This window comes from Providencia alcalifaciens DSM 30120 (assembly GCF_000173415.1).
GTDB classification, from domain to species: domain Bacteria; phylum Pseudomonadota; class Gammaproteobacteria; order Enterobacterales; family Enterobacteriaceae; genus Providencia; species Providencia alcalifaciens.
In genome coordinates this window covers 48,377-65,945 of the sequence record NZ_ABXW01000007.1, presented here as the reverse complement: position 1 = coordinate 65,945, position 17,569 = coordinate 48,377, and the positions used below count along the sequence as shown (strand labels likewise).

The following is a 17,569-nucleotide window of genomic DNA, read 5'->3' as shown; positions in this document are numbered from 1 at the left end:
TGTCAGGCAGTTAACCTGACGCTTAACTTAATAGGACAACCCAATTGGCACAAAGCACGCAATAGCAGCTCCCCGAATCACACTTGTTGGGTCTCGGGAAGCCGTAAAATAGACGGGAAATGCTGTTACTTTAATTTTTACTGCTGTTTTAATCTTTGCTGTTTTTTAAGCTTTTTCAACAACATATTGCGCTTTAACGTGGATAGGTGGTCAATAAACACTTTACCGTTTAAATGGTCAATTTCATGTTGCATGACAATCGCTAAAAACTCATCACTGTCGACAACAAACTCGTTGCCATCACGATCAAACGCCTTTACCTTCACACGCAAAAAGCGTGGAACATCTGCATACACATCTGGTACTGATAAACACCCCTCTTGATAGCTAGTCTCCCCTTCGCTCTCAATAATTTCAGGGTTGATAAATACCATTGGCTCATTACGTTCTTCCGAAATATCAATCACCATAATGGCTTTGGTTTCGGCGATCTGTGTTGCAGCCAATCCAATGCCATTGTCCGTGCTGTACATGGTTTCAATTAAATCATCTACTAATGTTTGTACTGCGGCGAAATCCGTGACTGGGCTGCACTGAATACGCAATCTTTCATCTGGAATTTCAATAATTTCTCTTACTGCCATAGCTAAAATCCTGTTGATTCAATTACTTTTACTCAAGTCTATGGAATTAGTATCGCCCTTTTTTTGCCCATAAAAGATGCAAAAAATGGCAAAGTCGCTTGAATATGGAAATTTCACAGAAAAATAACATGATCTGAGAAAAAACACACCTGAAATCACCAGAAAATTCACCGTGTAACCCCGTTCTACAGGCGGAACTTGAAATAATAGATGACGCTCCAGATAACCTGCATTAAATTGTATTTGTAAATTTTTCAGCACTAAAAATGATTTTGATCCCAAAACATAAATCTGAATTAACACTCGCAGGATAATTTAACTATTATTTTATTTCGACTTTCTATTAAATAGTTCCATTAACATAAAATTTACATGCAACAATTCTCAATCTATTTGATGATAAACATCACAGAGAATACATAAACCAACGTAAGCTTACATTTTTAATAATTAATCATAATTCTTATCTTTGCTTTTTCTGCTATTTAATTGATGATGAACCTCTGCTCGATTTTGTTACTCACATTTTTCATCTTAATAAATGGAGTTTTTATGAAATTAAAACCGATTATCGCTGCCCTAATTGTTCTGTCTACAACAGCGACTTTTACCGCACAAGCTAATTCCACAGCGCCCGTTGCAAAATCGGCGGTTAGTGCGAAGAAAATGAATGCTTACGAAGACATTATGATCGACAAAGTTTGGGTAACGACCCAAGCGTTAGATCAAGATAAAAAAGACGTGCCAGCAACTGATAAACAAGTGGCTAACTTCTTTGGACTCGCAGAATATTACCCAGACGGCACATTCAAAATGCTAACTCTGGAAGGTGCGCCAAAAATGCAAGGTGATTGGTCATTTAGCGAAGACGGTAAAAGCCGTTCACTGACCGCTAAAGATGACAAAGGTGAAGTATTATTCACTCGCGTGGTTGAGAACGTTACCGTTACACCTGAAGAGTATACTTACCGCATCTACCCATCACAGGATGATAAAACCAAATATTTTGATATCGTCCATAAAGTGAAAAAATAATTTTTTAGGGCATGTATAATTTTCTTATACATGCCTATTTCATGTTTAATAGAAAACCAATTATTCGAATAACAATTAATAATTAACAAGATTTAACCCTCACTATTTCACATACCAATCCCATTGTATTAATTCAAGTCAAACACGATTTTTCCGAGTTAATTAAATTAAAAAACGGATTTTACCCACCTCTCTATATCAATTATTATTCTTCCTCCTATCATAAACATCGATTGATATTAATAATCGATGTTTATTCTTTTTACGTTATATGGATATTTCGTTATGAAAAATAAACTACTTAGTACAGCAGGTGTCGCTATACTCTCATCATTATCCACCCAATCATTTGCAATTGCTAATAATTACCAAGACGCTATCAATGCACCGTATGATTACCCAGAGCATCGGCATGAAGATAACAGAAATATTATCGACCTCGAAAATGATAAAAAATTTAATGAGCGTGTTAATCAATACATCGAAATAGCAGATACTATGACACCGGTTATTGATGTTATCTCTTACGCTATTGAAACAACGTCACCGCTCATAAAGAAAATACCTGAATTAAAAGAAAAAAAACCTACTCACTACGATTCTACTGCTTTTGACCTTCCATATATACCAAATGATCCTCTATCAAGTTTTCCACTAAATCACTTTAGTCACCTAGAAGGAAAAATAGCAGATCATGACCATGAAATCGGTTCATTAAATATGTCTATTAATAATTTAAACAAAAAAATAATGATCAGGATAAGAGCAATAGTGAAAATAGAGCTGAAACAATAAATTCTATTCAAAACGTAAAGGATGATTTATCTAACGTAGAAAAAAAACTCAATGATAGTGAAATAAAAAATAAAAAATACGTTGATGATGCAGTATCTAAAAATGAAGCGATGGCAACTTTATTAATTAATGATGTCAACAAGCTGCATGAGGAAGACACACAACAACTGAATGTCGCTATCAAAAAGCTTGATAAGCAGAACACCTTGCATACACGACAGTTCAAACAAATCAATTCTCGATTTGAACAACTGGAAAGTAAAATCAACCAAACAGCTCGCGATGCAAATGCAGGTATTGCCTCCGTTGCCGCCATGACCAATATTCCTTACTCTACAGGTACACGTTTTAGTGCAGGCTTAGGGGTGGGGAACTTTAAAAATGGCAAAGCCATTGCAGCAGGCGCTCAATACCAAATTAAGCAAAATTTAAATGTCCGCAGTTCTGTTTCTTGGAATAATTCCGATAGTACCGTTATCGGTGCCGGTATTGCTTACGGCTGGTAATTCTTAACCCATAATTATCTTTATTCTTCTCGCCATATTTATTAGCATCAATGTAAATTGATGCTAATTTTTCTTTAACGATTAATTATCAATACCACTGTTTAATTTCTTACTATTAAATTTAAATCATTCAAAGCACTATTAGGCATACATTAAACCTTTTCTTCACATTTATTATTCATCATTTAATTGCAACACCTGACATCACTCTATACAATGCTCAGCTTTCTCAAATTCATTACCTTAACTTATTCATAAAGTCATTATTACTGTGAAACTACTTTTTTCTCTTTCATTAACGACCGCGATTCTTTCTGGATTATGGGCATGGGTAGCTGATGTCTTCGGGCTAATCAGTTGGGCGGGATTCTTAGGATGTACAGCGTATTTTGCCTATCCTAAAGATGGAATAAAAGGATTGCTTGTCACTGCATTAACTGCACTCAGTGGTGTAGCTTGGGGTTTGGTCATTATTCACAGTGATAAGTTCACTCATGACTTACCGAACTTTTCAGGCTATTTAGTCACCACGATTATCGCATTTGTCATGTGTTTTCAAGCTCATAAATCATGGCTTGCCTATATTCCAGGAACCTTTATTGGCGCCTGTGCAACATTTGCAGCGCAAGGTAATTGGCGCTTAACTATTCCATCACTTATTGTGGGTGTTTTATTTGGTTACGCTATGAAGCAAAGTGGTCTCTGGTTAGTCAAAAAACTGGATAAAGCCCCTTAACGCATAATGAGGGTATTCAAGTACCCTCTGGCGATAAAAATAAATTACGTTTATTTATAGGATATCGACGCTGCGCTAATTTTATTTGTTAAGCAGCCAGTTATTTTAATATTTGAGTTTGATAGGTATGCTGTATTCATGAGTTGGAACATTGCCTTACCATAATCATTGCCAACTGATTCTAATACAGATATCTCCTTGGTATTGGTATCACCATCTCGCAGCGTTATCGTGAAAAAGGCCCTTTTATTATTGACATCTTGTTCACCTAACGTGATAGTTGATATTCTTTTTTCTTTGTTTAGATACGTACTACAATTGTCTGAAAATGCTTTATTTATATTAATTTGATTTGCCATAGAAAAGCTTGAAATTAATAAGCAAGTTAGTAACGCTATTTTTTTCTTCATTAAGCGAATCCTATTTTTAAAATTTATTGATTAAGTGATTTACACATCCGGTTGAATAAGAAAACATAGTATGAACTGATAGATCAGGAATAATAGCCATATATACGAATCCATCATCATCGTAAGTTAGGTTACAAAGAAAATAGTCATTAGTTTTATATTTGTATCCGGATGCTGTTTCTACCTCAACAGTCCAGTAATCAAAGTGAGATAAAAAACCCGTCTCATATGGAAATGGATATCCCTGTTTACTTGTACTCATATTCTTCATCTTACTGTAATCCGCTGTAATATGACGCATTTCATGAGGATAGTCCGTAGAATGTGTAACAGTCACTGATTTAAGTTCCTGTAAAGAACAGTTCATCACATAGAAATACCCAGTGTGGTCCGTTGAAAGTGCCTTTTCTGTTACGTTGTTCATTTGCCTCCAATTTTTATTAAAAAGTTAACTATGACAGCCACCTGATTCTGAAAATTTTATATATAATTTGAAGTTTTTAATCACATTAATAATAACAACACCATTGTCCCAATATCGGATGTTACATTCATTCTTTCTGTAGGATATTATTTTCCCTGTTGGTGTCTTAAAATCTACATCCCAATAATCAGAATCACTGCCTGACATTACTTTATATATGAATTCACAACCAGAATCAGCCATTTCCAAATTTTGTAATCTATCAATTTTTTGCGTTGATTTCTTTCCTTTTAGCCCTGAATAATGACTTACCACAATAGAGTTAATTGTTTCTCCACTACTATTTAATATAAAGAACACTCCTTTTTTTGTAGTATCCTCATCACTTTCTTTATTAATATCATCATTCTCAAATTCTTTATTAATTTCATTAATCATAAAATATTCACTATTATTGAATTTATAAAACAAATGCTAATTTAGCATATTATCTATTTACCTCATATTGAATGCGAAATGGTTATATTAAAATTAGCAAGAAGTGATAATAATAGAATGGCTGATTTTCAGAAATGTGAATAAAAATTATCAGCAATAGAAAAACGCATGATAGCCTTAGAAGAACAGCAGAAAATAGAGGCAAGCTAAAAATCTATCCACTCAGCCCCATGATGGGCTGAGTGCTTTATACCCACTAAGTCAATACTGGTTATTTTTTACTAAATAAGAAGATACAAAGACCAAATAATGCAATGCATGCACTGCCTATAATGTAATTTCTTCTATCAAATGCCAATCCTATATCATTGATTATCTCACCATAAGCGGTTGGTATACTTGTATCCATGTTAAAAGAAAGTATACCCACAACGATACCTAGAAATAAAAGAACGATACCAAATGTTTTCATTCCATTCCTCCGTATAATTAGTCATCTTAACTAATTGTAGTCTGAGAATTAGAATAAAGGCGATACATACAGCACAACTAGGTGAGTTCGACCAACAAAAAATGCACCCAAATAGATGGACGCGGGCGCTAACCTTGCATTCATTGTCAAGACATTGGGATACACATCATCAAAGATGGATACATGGTGTAGATAGAGCGAGGATGACACAAAATAACGTAAACTAAATTGATATTTTGAATAGAAATGCCCCATCACTGCCCCATAAAGGCAATGACAAGGCAGTTAATTCATAATATTCAAATAGATAAATACATTACACTGGCATCGACATAATTTCTTGATACGCCGATACTAGCTTGTTACGTACTTGAATACCCATTTGTAGGCTCAAACTCGATTTTTGCATATCCACCATCACGTCATTTAATGAAACATCGGGTTTTCCGAGGGTGAAATCTTGCACTTTTTGTGCAGATTGCACTCGCGTTTCATTGATTTGGTTCACTGATGCCACTAAATGATCGGCAAAGCCAACAGGCTCTACAACGGGTTTAGTGTTATAGGCAGCTTGGGTCGCCACAACATTTAACTGGGAAACAACCCCTTCAATAGCTTGAATAGTCATTCTGATCTCTTCGGTTAATCGATAATTGAGCAAAAAATTGCCACTACGAATTTTAGTTTGCCTACCCTACCACACCGTTTTTTACTTGAAGCCGATAAATAACACCAAAATTATAGGCTGATTCCGTCATTAGATTGCATCAAGACAATAAATAATAGCAGCGTAAAAAAATGAGGTTACGAAGAGGGAAATAAGATTGTTTCACCAAACGTATATTCATCCGTTTAGTTTGCATAGCAGGGAATATTTATGAGTACCGCATCTAAAGATACGGGGGAGGCCAAAAAAGGTTTTGCCTCACTGATCGAAAGCATCAAAGCCGACCCTAAAATACCATTAATTATTGCCGGTGCTGCTGCGATATCTATTATTGTCGCCCTGCTCCTCTGGTTCCGTAGCCCTGACTATCGAGTGCTACTGAGTAACCTTAGTGCAAAAGATGGTGGCGACATCGTCAGCCAACTGACCCAGATGAACGTCCCTTATCAAATCGCGGATAACGGTAGCGCTATTCTAGTGCCTGCCGATAAAGTCCATGAATTACGTTTAAAACTGGCACAGTCAGGATTACCTAAAGGTGGTAATACTGGTTTTGAACTGCTTGATAAAGAAAAATTTGGTATCAGCCAATTTAGTGAACAAATTAACTACCAACGAGCCCTCGAAGGGGAATTGTCTCGCACTATTGAATCCCTCAGCCCAGTTCAAAGCGCACGAGTGCATTTAGCGATCCCGAAACCAACCTTATTTGTTCGTGAACAAAAACTCCCGACCGCATCGGTCACCGTTGGTTTATTACCGGGCAGAATGTTGGATGAAGGACAAATCAGCGCCATCGTCCACATGGTATCCAGCAGCGTAACGGGCTTAACTGCCGCAAACGTGATCATTGTTGATCAAACGGGTCGTTTGCTAACCAACAACGATAACAGCCAACAATCTGCAAACAGCGCACAAATCAAAATGACCAAAGAGATGGAAGCCCATCTCAAAGAGCGAATCGAAGATATCCTGTCCCCGTTAGTTGGTCGTGCCAATATCCATGCACAAGTCACCGCGCAAATGGATTTCTCGAAAGTTGAACAAACGTCTGAAGAATATAAACCAAACCAAACACCTGACGCCGCGGCTGTCCGTTCACGTCAAAGCAGCGAAAGCCTACAAAATAGTAATGGCGGTCCAAGCGGTGTACCGGGCGCATTATCTAACCAACCAGTAAGTGCACCAAGCGCACCTATCGATGGTAATAAAGAAAACACCGATGGGAAAACCGCAGGGAATACCCGTAATGGCACCCTCAATACCCAGCGTGATGAAACCACGAACTACGAAGTGGATCGCAAAATTAGCCACACTCAACGTCAAATTGGTGTCGTAGACCGATTGTCTGTTGCGGTGATCGTCAATTACCAATCCCAAGAAGGTGAAAAAGGTCCAGAAATGAAACCTTTACCACCTGAAATGCTGCAACAAATTGATGCATTAACGCGTGAAGCCATGGGCTATTCTGCACAACGTGGTGACTCTATCAATATTACAAACTCCTTATTTACTGACGATACGCCAGTGATTGAAGAGCCATCGTTATTGAGCAGTCCACAAGTTATTAGCCAAGCTTTAGATTACGGCAAAATTGTGCTGATCGCGTTGATTGCTTGGTTTATGTGGCGCTTTGGTATCAAGCCTCAGTGGGTGAAATACCGCAAAACCCAACAAGCGCAAATCGATGCTGAAATGTCCATTGCTAATGCATCTCAAGTCAAAGCGCCGTTCGTGGTGGAAGAAGAAATTAGTGAAGATATGGACGAGAAAACCCGCCGCCGTCTCACTCGCCAACGTGTTAGCGCTGAAATTCAAAGCCAGCGTATTCGTGAAATGGCAGAGAAAGACCCTCAAGTCGTGGCAATGGTTATCCGTCAGTGGTTAGGAAAATCCCAATGAATTTAACTGGAACAGAAAAAAGCGCCGTGATGTTAATGACTCTCGGCGAAGATCAGGCGGCGGAAGTTTTTAAACACCTGAATCCAAAAGAAGTTCAGCAGCTGAGTATGGCCGTGTCTAACATGCGCCAAATCTCTAACAACGAACTGGCTGAAGTTTTGACTGAGTTTGAAGAGTCGGCAATTCAGTTTGCCGCTTTAAATATCAACACCAACGATTATCTGCGTTCTGTGTTGGTCAAAGCGCTTGGGGAAGAACGCGCAGCCAGTCTATTGGAAGATATTTTCGAGAAACAAGAGACAACCTCGGGTATCGAAAGCCTCAACTATATGGAACCACAAACGGTTGCCGATATTATTCGCGACGAGCATCCACAGATCATCGCAACTATTTTGGTTCACTTAAAACGCAACCTAGCTGCCGATGTTTTAGAATTATTCGAAGAGCGTCAGCGTAATGACATCATGCTGCGTATCGCAACATTCGGTGGTGTTCAACCGGCTGCATTAGCTGAGTTGACTGAAGTTCTGAATAACCTGCTAGACGGTCAGAACCTCAAGCGCAGCAAAATGGGTGGCATAAGAACTGCGGCAGAAATTATCAACTTGATGAAAAATCAGCAAGAAGAAAGCGTTATCGATGCTATGCGTGATTACGATGGTGAACTGGCTCAACGCATTATCGACGAAATGTTCCTGTTCGAAAATCTCATCGAAGTGGACAACCGCAGCATTCAGCGCATCCTGCAAGACGTGTCTACCGACTCGCTGGTTATTGCCCTCAAAGGCAGCAACCAAGCACTGCGCGACCACTTCCTCAACAATATGGCAGCGCGTGCAGCCGAAATTGTCCGCGACGATTTGGAATCTCGAGCGCCAGTACGTATGTCACAAGTGGAAACCGAGCAGAAGGCTATCCTGATGATCGTTCGTCGCTTAATGGAGAAAGGCGAAATCGCCATCGGTGGTGGAGACGACGTGTATGTCTAATTCCTCTAAAAATAACCAACAATGGCAACCTTGGCAGTTACGGGAGCTTAATCAGTGGGATCTGAACTCATCAACCATCCCACCGTTAGGTGATGTTCCTGAGCCAAGCGTACCGAAAGTGCCCTGCTTAGAGCCTAAAGAAGTGCTCGAACAAATTAATTTGTTGGATAACATCAAAGAAGATGCTCAAAAAACAGGCTTCCAACAAGGTTTTGAAAAAGGTCAAAAAGAGGGATATCAAGCAGGTTTCACTGAAGGTTTGCGCGCGGGTGAACAGCAAGGTAGTGAGCAAGCTCTCGCAATTCAGCAACCCGTGATTGAAACATGGCAAAAATTACTGTCTGAGTTTCATTATTCACTGGATACCTTTGATACGGTAGTAACCACCAAGTTACTGCAAATTGCACTGACTGCGGCAAAGCAAGTGTTGGGACAATCCACCGTATGTGATGGCACTGCATTATTAGAAGAAATTAGTCATTTATTACAGCAAAAACCGATTTTTGCGAGCCAACCTGAGCTGCACGTTAACCCGAATCACGTGGCATTAATTGAGCAACATTTAGGCTCACTGTTAGATCTTAATGGCTGGCGTTTAGTGGCCGACCCAAGCTTGCATATGGGTGGCTGCCGCGTTGTTGCTGAAGATGGTGAAATTGATATGACGGTAGCAACTCGCTGGCAAGAACTGTGCCGTCTGTATGCACCGGAGAGCTTGTCATGACCGCAAGATTAGGTCGCTGGATTGCCTCACTGGATGACTTAGAGTCACGCATGAAAGGCATTCCCATGGTGCGCCGTTATGGGCGCCTGACTAAAATAACGGGACTTGTGATGGAAGCCGAAGGCATTAAAATGCCTCTCGGTGCCACTTGCTATATCGAACGCATTATTAATGGTGGAACCGACGAAGTTGTCTGTGAAGTCGTTGGCTTCAACGGCAACCGCATGTTGTTGATGCCGTTATCTGACCTCGAAGGCATTTCCCCCGGGGCTCGAGTTTATGCTCAATCATCGGGTGATGATGGGCAAACTAGCCGACTATTACCGCTAGGAAATGAACTACTGGGTCGCGTACTGGACGCCCAAGGTACGCCGCTTGATGGCAAAGGTCCGTTGGAAACCAAACAGCGTGCGCCATTGATCACCCCGTCTATCAACCCACTTGAACGTACCCCCATCCACGATATTCTCGATGTCGGCGTCCGTGCAATTAACTCACTGTTAACGGTGGGACGCGGTCAACGTATGGGACTATTTGCAGGTTCTGGCGTTGGGAAAAGTGTGTTGCTCGGTATGATGGCGCGTTTCACTCAAGCTGACATTATTGTCGTCGGGCTTATCGGTGAACGTGGGCGTGAAGTTAAAGATTTTATTGAAAATATTTTAGGGGCTGATGGCTTACGTCGTGCCGTCGTTGTCGCTGCCCCTGCGGATGTCTCTCCATTATTGCGTATGCAAGGGGCATCTTATGCCACTCGCATTGCCGAATATTTTCGCGACCAAGGCAAAAGCGTTCTACTCATCATGGATTCACTGACCCGCTACAGTATGGCACAGCGTGAAATTGCCCTTGCTGTCGGTGAACCACCAGCAACCAAAGGCTATCCACCGTCGGTATTTGCTAAACTTCCCGCTCTCGTCGAACGCGCAGGGAATGGAAAAAATGGGGGGTCGATTACCGCATTTTATACCGTACTGACTGAAGGGGATGACCAGCAAGATCCTATCGCTGACTCCGCACGAGCCATTTTAGATGGGCATATCGTCTTGTCACGCTCCTTAGCTGAATCTGGGCACTACCCTGCCATTGATATCGAAGCCTCCATTAGCCGTGCAATGACCGAGCTGATAGAGAAGGATCACTACCGTAAAATCCAACGCTTTAAACAATTAACATCCAGCTACCAACGTAACCGAGATCTCATTAACGTCGGTGCTTACGCCATGGGCAGCGATCCTATGCTCGATACGGCGATTCAGTATTACCCAAGAATGTCGAAGTTTTTACAGCAAGATATTGATGAACGTTGTGATTATCAAACCGCTTGTGAACAACTGGCTCATGTTGTTCCCAATGAATAACGAGGAATGTGATGTCCAATAGTCATGCATTAACAACCCTACTGAGCTTAGCAGAAGAAGCTTCGGAGGAAGCGGCTAAAGTCCTTGCGCAAGTTCGCCAAACACATACCCAAATGGCGGAACAGTTGCACATGTTGGAAAATTATCAGTCAGAATATCGGCAGAAATTAAATCAAACATTGAACATAGGCATGGACTCGGACAAGTGGCAGAACTACCAGCAATTTCTCGTGACTTTAGAACTGACTATTGAACAACAGCAGCAACAGTTAACGCTCTGGGAACAACGTGTGAATGACGCTAATCGTCATTGGCAAGAAAAACAGCAACGAGTTAACGCATTCGATACGTTGATCCAACGTGCGGAGCACACGCAAAACCAACGTCAAAATCGCTTAGAGCAAAAACAAATGGATGAGTATGCTCAACGCGCGACTTTACGGAGAACCCAATAAATGGACGTCAATGCAAATATGCTGCCGGTCACCCCAGCAGCGAATTCCGCCAAAGAATCACCGCGGGATAAGCAAATTGATGAAAACCAAGCACCCGCTCTGCCGTTTCAGGCGATGCTTGAAAACCAGCAATCCCCCGAAAAAAATAGCGAAAATTCGCCAACACTCAATGGCAGTGCGAACGAAACGCCATTGAATCAACAAATCAGTGAGCAAAAACAATCTGAAGCAACGACTGTTGCCTCAGATAAACCTGCTCCTGAAACATTGGCAACAGATAAACCTGTTTCTGGTGAAGCGCAGCTGATTGAAAAACAGCAAGCAGAAAATACGTTGGCACAGCTTAATTTCCGTCGTGATCTCAACGCACAATCACCACTGCAAGCAGATCTTCTCACAGGTAAACAGGGTGACGAACAAGCGTTAGTCAATCAGTTAAAGCAAGCGATGGATGAACGTATTCAAGCTGCGACTCATCCTCAGATCAATGCTGATAAACCATCAGCCACTCCGTTTACCCAAACTTTGCAACAATTGAGTGATGTCGCGCGCAACGTAACCCCCTTTGATGACAAAACGTTAGCCGGTGCGCAATTGCAGCTTGCAGGTGAAGAGTCTGAGCTAACACTACCTTTAATGGGCAAAAAAGAGGTGGGTGAGCGTCGTGATCAGGCTCTATTTGCACTGGATAATCCACGCGCAATCCCAACCAAAGATCTGAATCAAGATGCGATGTCACTGGGTAAAAAAACACCGAGTACAGAATCACTGTCACAAATTGCCAATGCCGCGGCTGACAATACCCTGAATCTGCAAAACAGCGCTAAAGGGGCTTTCAATGTTCAAGCTGAAAGTGGCGCATTTAACAACACCGCGACACCTTCAGTAACCCATGTGGCTGGTATTATGGCGACACCATCTGCCACTCCAATTCCAACAACAGCGCCTGCGATGCCAACACCAACGATGAATTTGGCGGCCCCATTCGGCACTGAAGCTTGGCAACAACAACTTAGCCAACAAATGCTGTTTTTCTCTCGCCAAGGGGTTTCTCAAGCACAAATTCGCTTACACCCTGAAGAGTTAGGTTCCCTCAATGTGCATTTGCGTATTGAAGATAACCAAGCGGTGATGCACTTCGTTTCACCACACAGCCATGTTCGTGCTGCCATGGAAAGTATGATGCCCGTGCTAAGAAGCGCCTTACAGGAAAGTGGCATTCATTTAGCACAAGGTTCTGTTGGTCAAGATAGCTTTAGTGGTCAATCCGGCTCAGACCAACAATCACGCCAGCATGATGGGCAAATTCAACCCACTCATCCTTCGATGGGTGTCGTTGGGATCAGTGAATCCCACGCCAGCATGAGTGGAGTTAAATTGCCAACCCACCAAGGTGGGATTAACACCTTTGCCTAAGAAATAATCTAATGGCGGTAATTTTAGATCTAAAGCGTCGAGTTACCGCCTTTTTGTTTCGTTTTTCACTCCTTTAACTCTTCCCAATCTAGGGATAATGCTAGAGATCATAAAGTATAAAACTCCGTATGGGTTTGGCATTTACAACAGGAATTTTGCAACATGTCGTCTTCACGCAATGAATCTAAACGTTCGAACAAAGGGTTAATTCTGCTGTTTGCCCTCATCGCCTTAGCCGGTGCAGGTTTTGGTGGTTATAGCTGGTGGATGACAAAACAAGAGGCGTTGGATACGACCAACGGGGAAGAAAAACGCCCAAATATGCCTCAACCTATCTTTATGGAGTTAGAGCCTTTTACCGTTAACCTTCCTGGGTTAAACAACGCGGCTGATCGCGTGCTTTACATCCATATTACCTTACGTCTAGCGAATGAAAAATCGCGTAAGCAACTGCATGAATATCTGCCTGAAGTGCGTAGCCGTTTACTGTTATTGCTGTCAGAACAGCAAGCTAAGAACATGAGCACTCACGAGGGTAAGTTGCAATTAATGAAAGATATTAAGGGGACTCTCACCCCTACCCTGATCCCAGGGGACACTGATCAGGATATTTCCGACGTATTATTTACTACTTTTATTCTGCGGTAAGACCCATGAGCGATAATATTTTATCTCAGGCTGAAATTGATGCGCTGCTTAATGATGACGCGCCATCAAGTGACCAGCCGTCACCGGATATCCAAGGCAAAGACAACGTTCGCCCTTATGACCCGAATACCCAACGTCGGGTATTTCGCGAACGTATGCAATCCTTGGAAATTATTAATGAGCGTTTTGCCCGCCAATTCCGTATGGGGTTATTTAACATGTTGCGCCGTAGCCCTGACATTACGGTTGGCGCGATTAAAATCGAACCTTATCATGAGTTTGCGCGTAACTTGCCAGTTCCAACTAACCTGAACTTGATCCATATGCCGCCGCTACGCGGTACGGCACTGTTCACTTTCGAACCTGCGTTAGTGTATATCGCCGTCGATAACCTATTTGGGGGAGATGGGCGATTTCCTGTGCGTTCAGAAGGGAAAGAGTTTACCAACACCGAACAACGTATTATTAACCGTATGTTGAAACTAGCATTAGGCGCTTACCGTGATGCATGGAAGCCGATTGCTGATGTTGAAGTGGAATATGTACGTTCCGAAATCCAAGTGAAATTCACCAATATCACCACATCCCCGAACGATATCGTGGTTACCACACCATTCCTCGTTGAAATTGGTAACACCGTCGGTGAATTTAGTATCTGTATTCCGATTGCCATGATTGAGCCATTACGTGAGCGTTTAACCAACCCACCAATGGAGCAAGGGCATCAAGAAAATGAAGCGTGGGTAACCAATTTAGTCACGCAAGTAAAACGTTCAGAACTTGAACTGATTGCCAATTTGGTTGATATCCCGCTGCGTATTTCTCGCTTACTGCAACTGCAAAAAGGGGATGTACTCCCTATCGAGAAACCTGATCGTCTTATCGTCAATGTTGATGGCGTGCCAGTATTAACCAGTCAATACGGCACCCAAAACGGTCAGTATGCGCTGCGTGTGGAACATTTGATTAATCCTGTTTTAAACACTCTAGATGAGGAAAGTACCAATGAGTGAGGCGAAGAATTCTCTTGATGCATCAACCAACCACAATGAAGAGGATCTGTGGGCTGAGGCGCTGGAACAGCAAAAACAAGCGGAATCCGCCTCCGCAGGTATGCAAAATTTCGATAGTTTAGACGGACAAAACCCGTTAACTCAGTTATCTGACGTTGACATGATTATGGATATTCCTGTCCGTCTGTCAGTAGAACTGGGTCGCACCAAAATGACCATCAAAAAGCTGTTGAGCCTATCTCAAGGTTCTGTGGTTTCTTTAGATGGCTTAGCGGGTGAGCCTTTAGATATTCTGATTAACGGCTATTTAATTGCGCAAGGCGAAGTGGTAGTAGTCTCTGATAATTACGGTATTCGTATCACTGACATCATTACGCCTTCTGAACGTATGCGCCGCCTGAGCCGATAAAATGTCTGACGAAACGGCGCAATCCTCGCAAACACAACCGACTCAGATTGATTCGGCGCATACTCAAAAACCCTTTTTGACAAGCACAGTGAGCAGCGAGGGTAATTCAGCACAAGCTATCAATCAAAATGATAGCTTAGCGCAGATATCAGGCGCACTTGGCGGGATAATATTACTTATCCTGCTAGGCGCGTGGTTGTTTAAAACATTCGGTTTTGGACGCAATCCACTTGCTAAACAGCAACTGATTAATGTTAAAGGTCGCTGTACCTTAGGTGGCAAAGAGCGTGTCGTTGTGGTTGAAGTGAATGACGAATATTTAGTCCTGGGTGTCACATCACAATCTGTGAATTTGCTGCATCAATACCCTGCACCACAGGAAAACGACGTGGTGAACTTTGCCTCTGAGCCGTTAACGTTTCAGTCGATTTTCAAGAAAAAACAGGATGCCGCTAATACCGCGGTACCTGAAAAACAGTAGCCGGAAGCGCACATGTCACTGTTAAAACCCGCTGCCATTATCAGCGCCCTGTTACTTGCTTTACCACAATCAGCCTCCGCGGCATTACCTGCGGTGATCAGCCATACATTAGCCGATGGCGGTCAGTCTTGGTCGTTGCCGGTTCAAACTTTACTGTTTTTAACCCTGCTGGGTTTTATTCCTGCAATGCTACTGATGATGACCAGCTTTACGCGCATCATCATCGTATTAGGGTTATTGCGTAATGCCCTCGGGACACCGTCTGCACCCCCTAACCAAGTCTTATTAGGTTTAGCGCTATTCCTGACATTTTTTGTCATGTCACCCGTTGCAGACCAAGTTTATCGCGAAGCATATCAACCCTTTAGCGAAGATAAAATTAGCCTAGAAACGGCATTGGAAAAAGGCACCGCACCACTGCGCACCTTTATGCTAGGGCAAACCCGTGAATCCGATTTAGCGCTGTTTGCTCGCATCGCCAAAGTGGGTGATATTCAAGAAGCTAAAGATGTTCCTATGCGGATTTTAATTCCCGCGTTTATTACCAGTGAACTAAAAACAGCGTTCCAAATTGGTTTCACTATCTTTATCCCATTTTTAATTATCGACCTCGTGGTGGCTAGTGTATTGATGGCGCTGGGTATGATGATGGTGCCACCCGCAACAGTTTCGTTGCCATTTAAATTAATGTTATTTGTGTTGGTTGATGGCTGGCAATTGTTGCTAGGTTCTCTTTCTCAGAGCTTTTTTAATTAGGGACTCACATGACACCAGAATCTGTAATGGCAATGGGAACCGAGGCAATGAAAATTGCCTTAATGTTGGCAGCGCCTTTATTGTTAGCGGCGCTGGCAGCGGGCTTAATTATTAGCTTGCTTCAAGCGGCAACCCAAGTGAACGAAATGACCTTGTCATTTATTCCAAAGATTTTATCGGTAATTTCTGTCTTGATTATCGCAGGTCCATGGATGCTTAATTTGCTCACTGACTACATCCGAACGTTATTTAGCAATTTACCGTTTATTATTGGCTAATAATGTTAACCATCACCAGTGAAACATTAACCCTGTGGTTGAGCCAAGGCTTCTATCCTTTTGTACGCTTTTTGGCGTTATTCGGAACAGCCCCATTTTTCAACGAAAAACAGGCTATCAGCAAAGTTCGCATCGCCCTCGCCTTTTTTACCGTATTAGTGATTTCTCCGCAGTTGCCTATTACAACAATCCCATTATTTTCGGCGATGGGATTGTGGGTGACCGTTCAACAAATCGTGATCGGCGCTGCCATGGGATTGACTATGCAAATGGCATTTGCTGCCGTGCGACATGCAGGGGAAGTGATTGGTTTGCAAATGGGCTTATCATTCGCAACGTTCTTTGACCCCACAGGGGGTCCCAACATGCCTATCCTCGGACGGATTTTAAACTTAATCACATTACTTCTGTTTTTATCATTCGATGGGCATTTATGGCTGATTTATATTCTGACTAACTCATTTGAGCTGCTTCCCATTCAAACTACGCCACTCCATCGCGATGGTTTTTGGATCTTTTTGCAGTTTGCGAATACGATTTTTATCAATGGGTTGATGCTCGCCTTGCCCTTTATCACACTGTTTTTAATTCTGAACCTTTCGCTCGGCATTCTTAACCGAATGACCCCTCAGCTATCTGTGTTTGTAGTCGGTTTCCCCCTAACATTAACGATTGGTATCAGCATGTTAGGTCTGATTATTTCTATCCTTCCACGCTATACAGAACGCCTGATCCATCAAGCGTTTGAGCAGTTATCCCTGATATTTAACTTGTGGGTTTGAGTGAGCCCGATAATTTTGTCACTTTGAAGATTAAGGTCATACACAGGATCTTAATCATAATTTCGTACTGCATGGCGCTCTTCAATCTATTATTTTTTTCTACGCTGCCTATGCGGCAGTGAACTCTCACAGGTCAGTGATAACGAAAATCGCCACAATGATTCAACGTGCCCAACTGCCTTTTATTAAAAACAAAAAGCAAAGGTCAAATTCAGTTATCTCTAAAGA

23 protein-coding genes are annotated in these 17,569 nt (G+C 42.0%); 17 read left to right on the top strand and 6 right to left on the bottom strand.

Annotation, left to right across the window (positions count from 1 at the left end):
- Positions 1–137: 137 nt before the first annotated feature.
- Positions 138–644 carry a peptide deformylase gene (gene def / locus PROVALCAL_RS02675; RefSeq protein WP_006657541.1) on the bottom strand — a complete coding sequence of 169 codons (507 nt, stop codon included), beginning with the start codon at positions 642–644 and terminating at the stop codon, positions 138–140.
- A gap of 552 nt (positions 645–1,196) precedes the next feature.
- Between def and PROVALCAL_RS02670 the strand changes: the two genes are divergently transcribed.
- The 4 genes from PROVALCAL_RS02670 to PROVALCAL_RS02655 all read left to right on the top strand — a co-directional run bounded on the left by PROVALCAL_RS02670 (position 1,197) and on the right by PROVALCAL_RS02655 (position 3,716).
- Positions 1,197–1,679 (top strand): DUF4822 domain-containing protein, encoded by a 483-nt coding sequence (locus tag PROVALCAL_RS02670; RefSeq protein ID WP_006662031.1) that lies wholly within the window; start codon positions 1,197–1,199, stop codon positions 1,677–1,679.
- 285 nt (positions 1,680–1,964) lie between these two features.
- On the top strand, positions 1,965–2,474 hold the full coding sequence (locus PROVALCAL_RS02665) for a hypothetical protein (RefSeq protein ID WP_039861492.1): 510 nt from the start codon (positions 1,965–1,967) through the stop codon (positions 2,472–2,474).
- 110 nt (positions 2,475–2,584) lie between these two features.
- Positions 2,585–2,980, top strand: coding sequence for a YadA C-terminal domain-containing protein (locus tag PROVALCAL_RS02660; RefSeq protein WP_006657538.1), 396 nt, complete (start codon positions 2,585–2,587; stop codon positions 2,978–2,980).
- 271 nt (positions 2,981–3,251) lie between these two features.
- Positions 3,252–3,716 (top strand): DUF1097 domain-containing protein, encoded by a 465-nt coding sequence (locus tag PROVALCAL_RS02655; RefSeq protein WP_006657537.1) that lies wholly within the window; start codon positions 3,252–3,254, stop codon positions 3,714–3,716.
- Positions 3,717–3,766: 50 nt separating this feature from the next.
- Here PROVALCAL_RS02655 and PROVALCAL_RS02650 read toward each other — a convergent pair whose 3' ends face one another.
- The 5 genes from PROVALCAL_RS02650 to fliE all read right to left on the bottom strand — a co-directional run bounded on the left by PROVALCAL_RS02650 (position 3,767) and on the right by fliE (position 6,088).
- A complete protein-coding gene (locus PROVALCAL_RS02650) occupies positions 3,767–4,126 on the bottom strand; it encodes a hypothetical protein (RefSeq protein WP_006657536.1) in 360 nt (119 codons plus the stop codon).
- A gap of 16 nt (positions 4,127–4,142) precedes the next feature.
- Positions 4,143–4,550, bottom strand: a complete 408-nt coding sequence (locus PROVALCAL_RS02645; RefSeq protein WP_006657535.1) for a hypothetical protein — start codon at positions 4,548–4,550, stop codon at positions 4,143–4,145.
- Between the two features lie 24 nt (positions 4,551–4,574).
- Positions 4,575–4,988, bottom strand: coding sequence for a hypothetical protein (locus PROVALCAL_RS02640; protein ID WP_006657534.1), 414 nt, complete (start codon positions 4,986–4,988; stop codon positions 4,575–4,577).
- 271 nt (positions 4,989–5,259) lie between these two features.
- Entirely contained in the window at positions 5,260–5,460 is a 201-nt protein-coding gene (locus PROVALCAL_RS02635) for a hypothetical protein (RefSeq protein WP_006657533.1), read from the bottom strand.
- Between the two features lie 316 nt (positions 5,461–5,776).
- Positions 5,777–6,088, bottom strand: coding sequence for a flagellar hook-basal body complex protein FliE (gene fliE / locus PROVALCAL_RS02630; protein WP_006657532.1), 312 nt, complete (start codon positions 6,086–6,088; stop codon positions 5,777–5,779).
- Between the two features lie 249 nt (positions 6,089–6,337).
- Here fliE and fliF point away from each other — a divergent pair, with 249 nt between their 5' ends.
- From fliF to fliR, 13 genes are all read left to right on the top strand, one after another.
- The gene (gene fliF, locus PROVALCAL_RS02625) at positions 6,338–8,029 is read left to right on the top strand and encodes a flagellar basal-body MS-ring/collar protein FliF (protein WP_006657531.1); all 1,692 of its coding nucleotides are present in this window, start codon (positions 6,338–6,340) and stop codon (positions 8,027–8,029) included.
- A complete protein-coding gene (gene fliG, locus PROVALCAL_RS02620) occupies positions 8,026–9,018 on the top strand; it encodes a flagellar motor switch protein FliG (protein WP_006657530.1) in 993 nt (330 codons plus the stop codon). Before fliF ends, fliG begins: the two co-directional genes overlap by 4 nt.
- Positions 9,011–9,742 carry a flagellar assembly protein FliH gene (fliH, locus tag PROVALCAL_RS02615; RefSeq protein ID WP_006657529.1) on the top strand — a complete coding sequence of 244 codons (732 nt, stop codon included), beginning with the start codon at positions 9,011–9,013 and terminating at the stop codon, positions 9,740–9,742. The genes fliG and fliH overlap by 8 nt, the downstream gene beginning before the upstream one ends.
- Positions 9,739–11,103 (top strand): flagellar protein export ATPase FliI, encoded by a 1,365-nt coding sequence (gene fliI, locus PROVALCAL_RS02610; protein WP_006657528.1) that lies wholly within the window; start codon positions 9,739–9,741, stop codon positions 11,101–11,103. The genes fliH and fliI overlap by 4 nt, the downstream gene beginning before the upstream one ends.
- 11 nt (positions 11,104–11,114) lie before the next feature.
- The gene (gene fliJ, locus PROVALCAL_RS02605) at positions 11,115–11,558 is read left to right on the top strand and encodes a flagellar export protein FliJ (RefSeq protein ID WP_006657527.1); all 444 of its coding nucleotides are present in this window, start codon (positions 11,115–11,117) and stop codon (positions 11,556–11,558) included.
- Entirely contained in the window at positions 11,559–12,974 is a 1,416-nt protein-coding gene (locus PROVALCAL_RS02600) for a flagellar hook-length control protein FliK (protein ID WP_006657526.1), read from the top strand.
- 162 nt (positions 12,975–13,136) lie between these two features.
- Entirely contained in the window at positions 13,137–13,622 is a 486-nt protein-coding gene (fliL, locus tag PROVALCAL_RS02595) for a flagellar basal body-associated protein FliL (RefSeq protein ID WP_006657525.1), read from the top strand.
- A gap of 5 nt (positions 13,623–13,627) precedes the next feature.
- The gene (gene fliM / locus PROVALCAL_RS02590) at positions 13,628–14,635 is read left to right on the top strand and encodes a flagellar motor switch protein FliM (RefSeq protein WP_006657524.1); all 1,008 of its coding nucleotides are present in this window, start codon (positions 13,628–13,630) and stop codon (positions 14,633–14,635) included.
- Positions 14,628–15,044, top strand: a complete 417-nt coding sequence (gene fliN, locus PROVALCAL_RS02585) for a flagellar motor switch protein FliN (RefSeq protein ID WP_006657523.1) — start codon at positions 14,628–14,630, stop codon at positions 15,042–15,044. Before fliM ends, fliN begins: the two co-directional genes overlap by 8 nt.
- Before the next feature lies 1 nt (position 15,045).
- Entirely contained in the window at positions 15,046–15,525 is a 480-nt protein-coding gene (gene fliO, locus PROVALCAL_RS02580) for a flagellar biosynthetic protein FliO (protein WP_006657522.1), read from the top strand.
- Positions 15,526–15,537: 12 nt separating this feature from the next.
- On the top strand, positions 15,538–16,281 hold the full coding sequence (gene fliP / locus PROVALCAL_RS02575) for a flagellar type III secretion system pore protein FliP (protein WP_006657521.1): 744 nt from the start codon (positions 15,538–15,540) through the stop codon (positions 16,279–16,281).
- An 8-nt stretch (positions 16,282–16,289) separates the two neighbouring features.
- Positions 16,290–16,559, top strand: a complete 270-nt coding sequence (gene fliQ, locus PROVALCAL_RS02570; RefSeq protein ID WP_006657520.1) for a flagellar biosynthesis protein FliQ — start codon at positions 16,290–16,292, stop codon at positions 16,557–16,559.
- A 2-nt stretch (positions 16,560–16,561) separates the two neighbouring features.
- Positions 16,562–17,341: a flagellar biosynthetic protein FliR gene (gene fliR / locus PROVALCAL_RS02565; RefSeq protein WP_006657519.1), complete on the top strand. Its 780-nt coding sequence runs from the start codon at positions 16,562–16,564 to the stop codon at positions 17,339–17,341.
- The last annotated feature ends 228 nt before the right edge of the window (positions 17,342–17,569 follow it).

What these genes read in the sequence shown, in the direction of transcription:
- fliM (WP_006657524.1), top strand. Translation starts at nt 13,628, where the DNA reads ATGAGCGATAATATTTTATCTCAGGCTGAAATTGATGCGCTGCTTAAT.
- fliN (WP_006657523.1), top strand. Translation starts at nt 14,628, where the DNA reads ATGAGTGAGGCGAAGAATTCTCTTGATGCATCAACCAACCACAATGAA.
- fliF (WP_006657531.1), top strand. Translation starts at nt 6,338, where the DNA reads ATGAGTACCGCATCTAAAGATACGGGGGAGGCCAAAAAAGGTTTTGCC.
- fliJ (WP_006657527.1), top strand. Translation starts at nt 11,115, where the DNA reads ATGTCCAATAGTCATGCATTAACAACCCTACTGAGCTTAGCAGAAGAA.
- fliH (WP_006657529.1), top strand. Translation starts at nt 9,011, where the DNA reads ATGTCTAATTCCTCTAAAAATAACCAACAATGGCAACCTTGGCAGTTA.
- fliP (WP_006657521.1), top strand. Translation starts at nt 15,538, where the DNA reads ATGTCACTGTTAAAACCCGCTGCCATTATCAGCGCCCTGTTACTTGCT.
- fliL (WP_006657525.1), top strand. Translation starts at nt 13,137, where the DNA reads ATGTCGTCTTCACGCAATGAATCTAAACGTTCGAACAAAGGGTTAATT.
- PROVALCAL_RS02640 (WP_006657534.1), bottom strand. Translation starts at nt 4,988, where the DNA reads ATGATTAATGAAATTAATAAAGAATTTGAGAATGATGATATTAATAAA.
- PROVALCAL_RS02665 (WP_039861492.1), top strand. Translation starts at nt 1,965, where the DNA reads ATGAAAAATAAACTACTTAGTACAGCAGGTGTCGCTATACTCTCATCA.
- fliO (WP_006657522.1), top strand. Translation starts at nt 15,046, where the DNA reads ATGTCTGACGAAACGGCGCAATCCTCGCAAACACAACCGACTCAGATT.
- PROVALCAL_RS02645 (WP_006657535.1), bottom strand. Translation starts at nt 4,550, where the DNA reads ATGAACAACGTAACAGAAAAGGCACTTTCAACGGACCACACTGGGTAT.
- fliG (WP_006657530.1), top strand. Translation starts at nt 8,026, where the DNA reads ATGAATTTAACTGGAACAGAAAAAAGCGCCGTGATGTTAATGACTCTC.
- fliQ (WP_006657520.1), top strand. Translation starts at nt 16,290, where the DNA reads ATGACACCAGAATCTGTAATGGCAATGGGAACCGAGGCAATGAAAATT.
- def (WP_006657541.1), bottom strand. Translation starts at nt 644, where the DNA reads ATGGCAGTAAGAGAAATTATTGAAATTCCAGATGAAAGATTGCGTATT.
- PROVALCAL_RS02635 (WP_006657533.1), bottom strand. Translation starts at nt 5,460, where the DNA reads ATGAAAACATTTGGTATCGTTCTTTTATTTCTAGGTATCGTTGTGGGT.
- PROVALCAL_RS02670 (WP_006662031.1), top strand. Translation starts at nt 1,197, where the DNA reads ATGAAATTAAAACCGATTATCGCTGCCCTAATTGTTCTGTCTACAACA.
- fliR (WP_006657519.1), top strand. Translation starts at nt 16,562, where the DNA reads ATGTTAACCATCACCAGTGAAACATTAACCCTGTGGTTGAGCCAAGGC.
- PROVALCAL_RS02650 (WP_006657536.1), bottom strand. Translation starts at nt 4,126, where the DNA reads ATGAAGAAAAAAATAGCGTTACTAACTTGCTTATTAATTTCAAGCTTT.
- PROVALCAL_RS02660 (WP_006657538.1), top strand. Translation starts at nt 2,585, where the DNA reads ATGGCAACTTTATTAATTAATGATGTCAACAAGCTGCATGAGGAAGAC.
- PROVALCAL_RS02600 (WP_006657526.1), top strand. Translation starts at nt 11,559, where the DNA reads ATGGACGTCAATGCAAATATGCTGCCGGTCACCCCAGCAGCGAATTCC.
- fliE (WP_006657532.1), bottom strand. Translation starts at nt 6,088, where the DNA reads ATGACTATTCAAGCTATTGAAGGGGTTGTTTCCCAGTTAAATGTTGTG.
- fliI (WP_006657528.1), top strand. Translation starts at nt 9,739, where the DNA reads ATGACCGCAAGATTAGGTCGCTGGATTGCCTCACTGGATGACTTAGAG.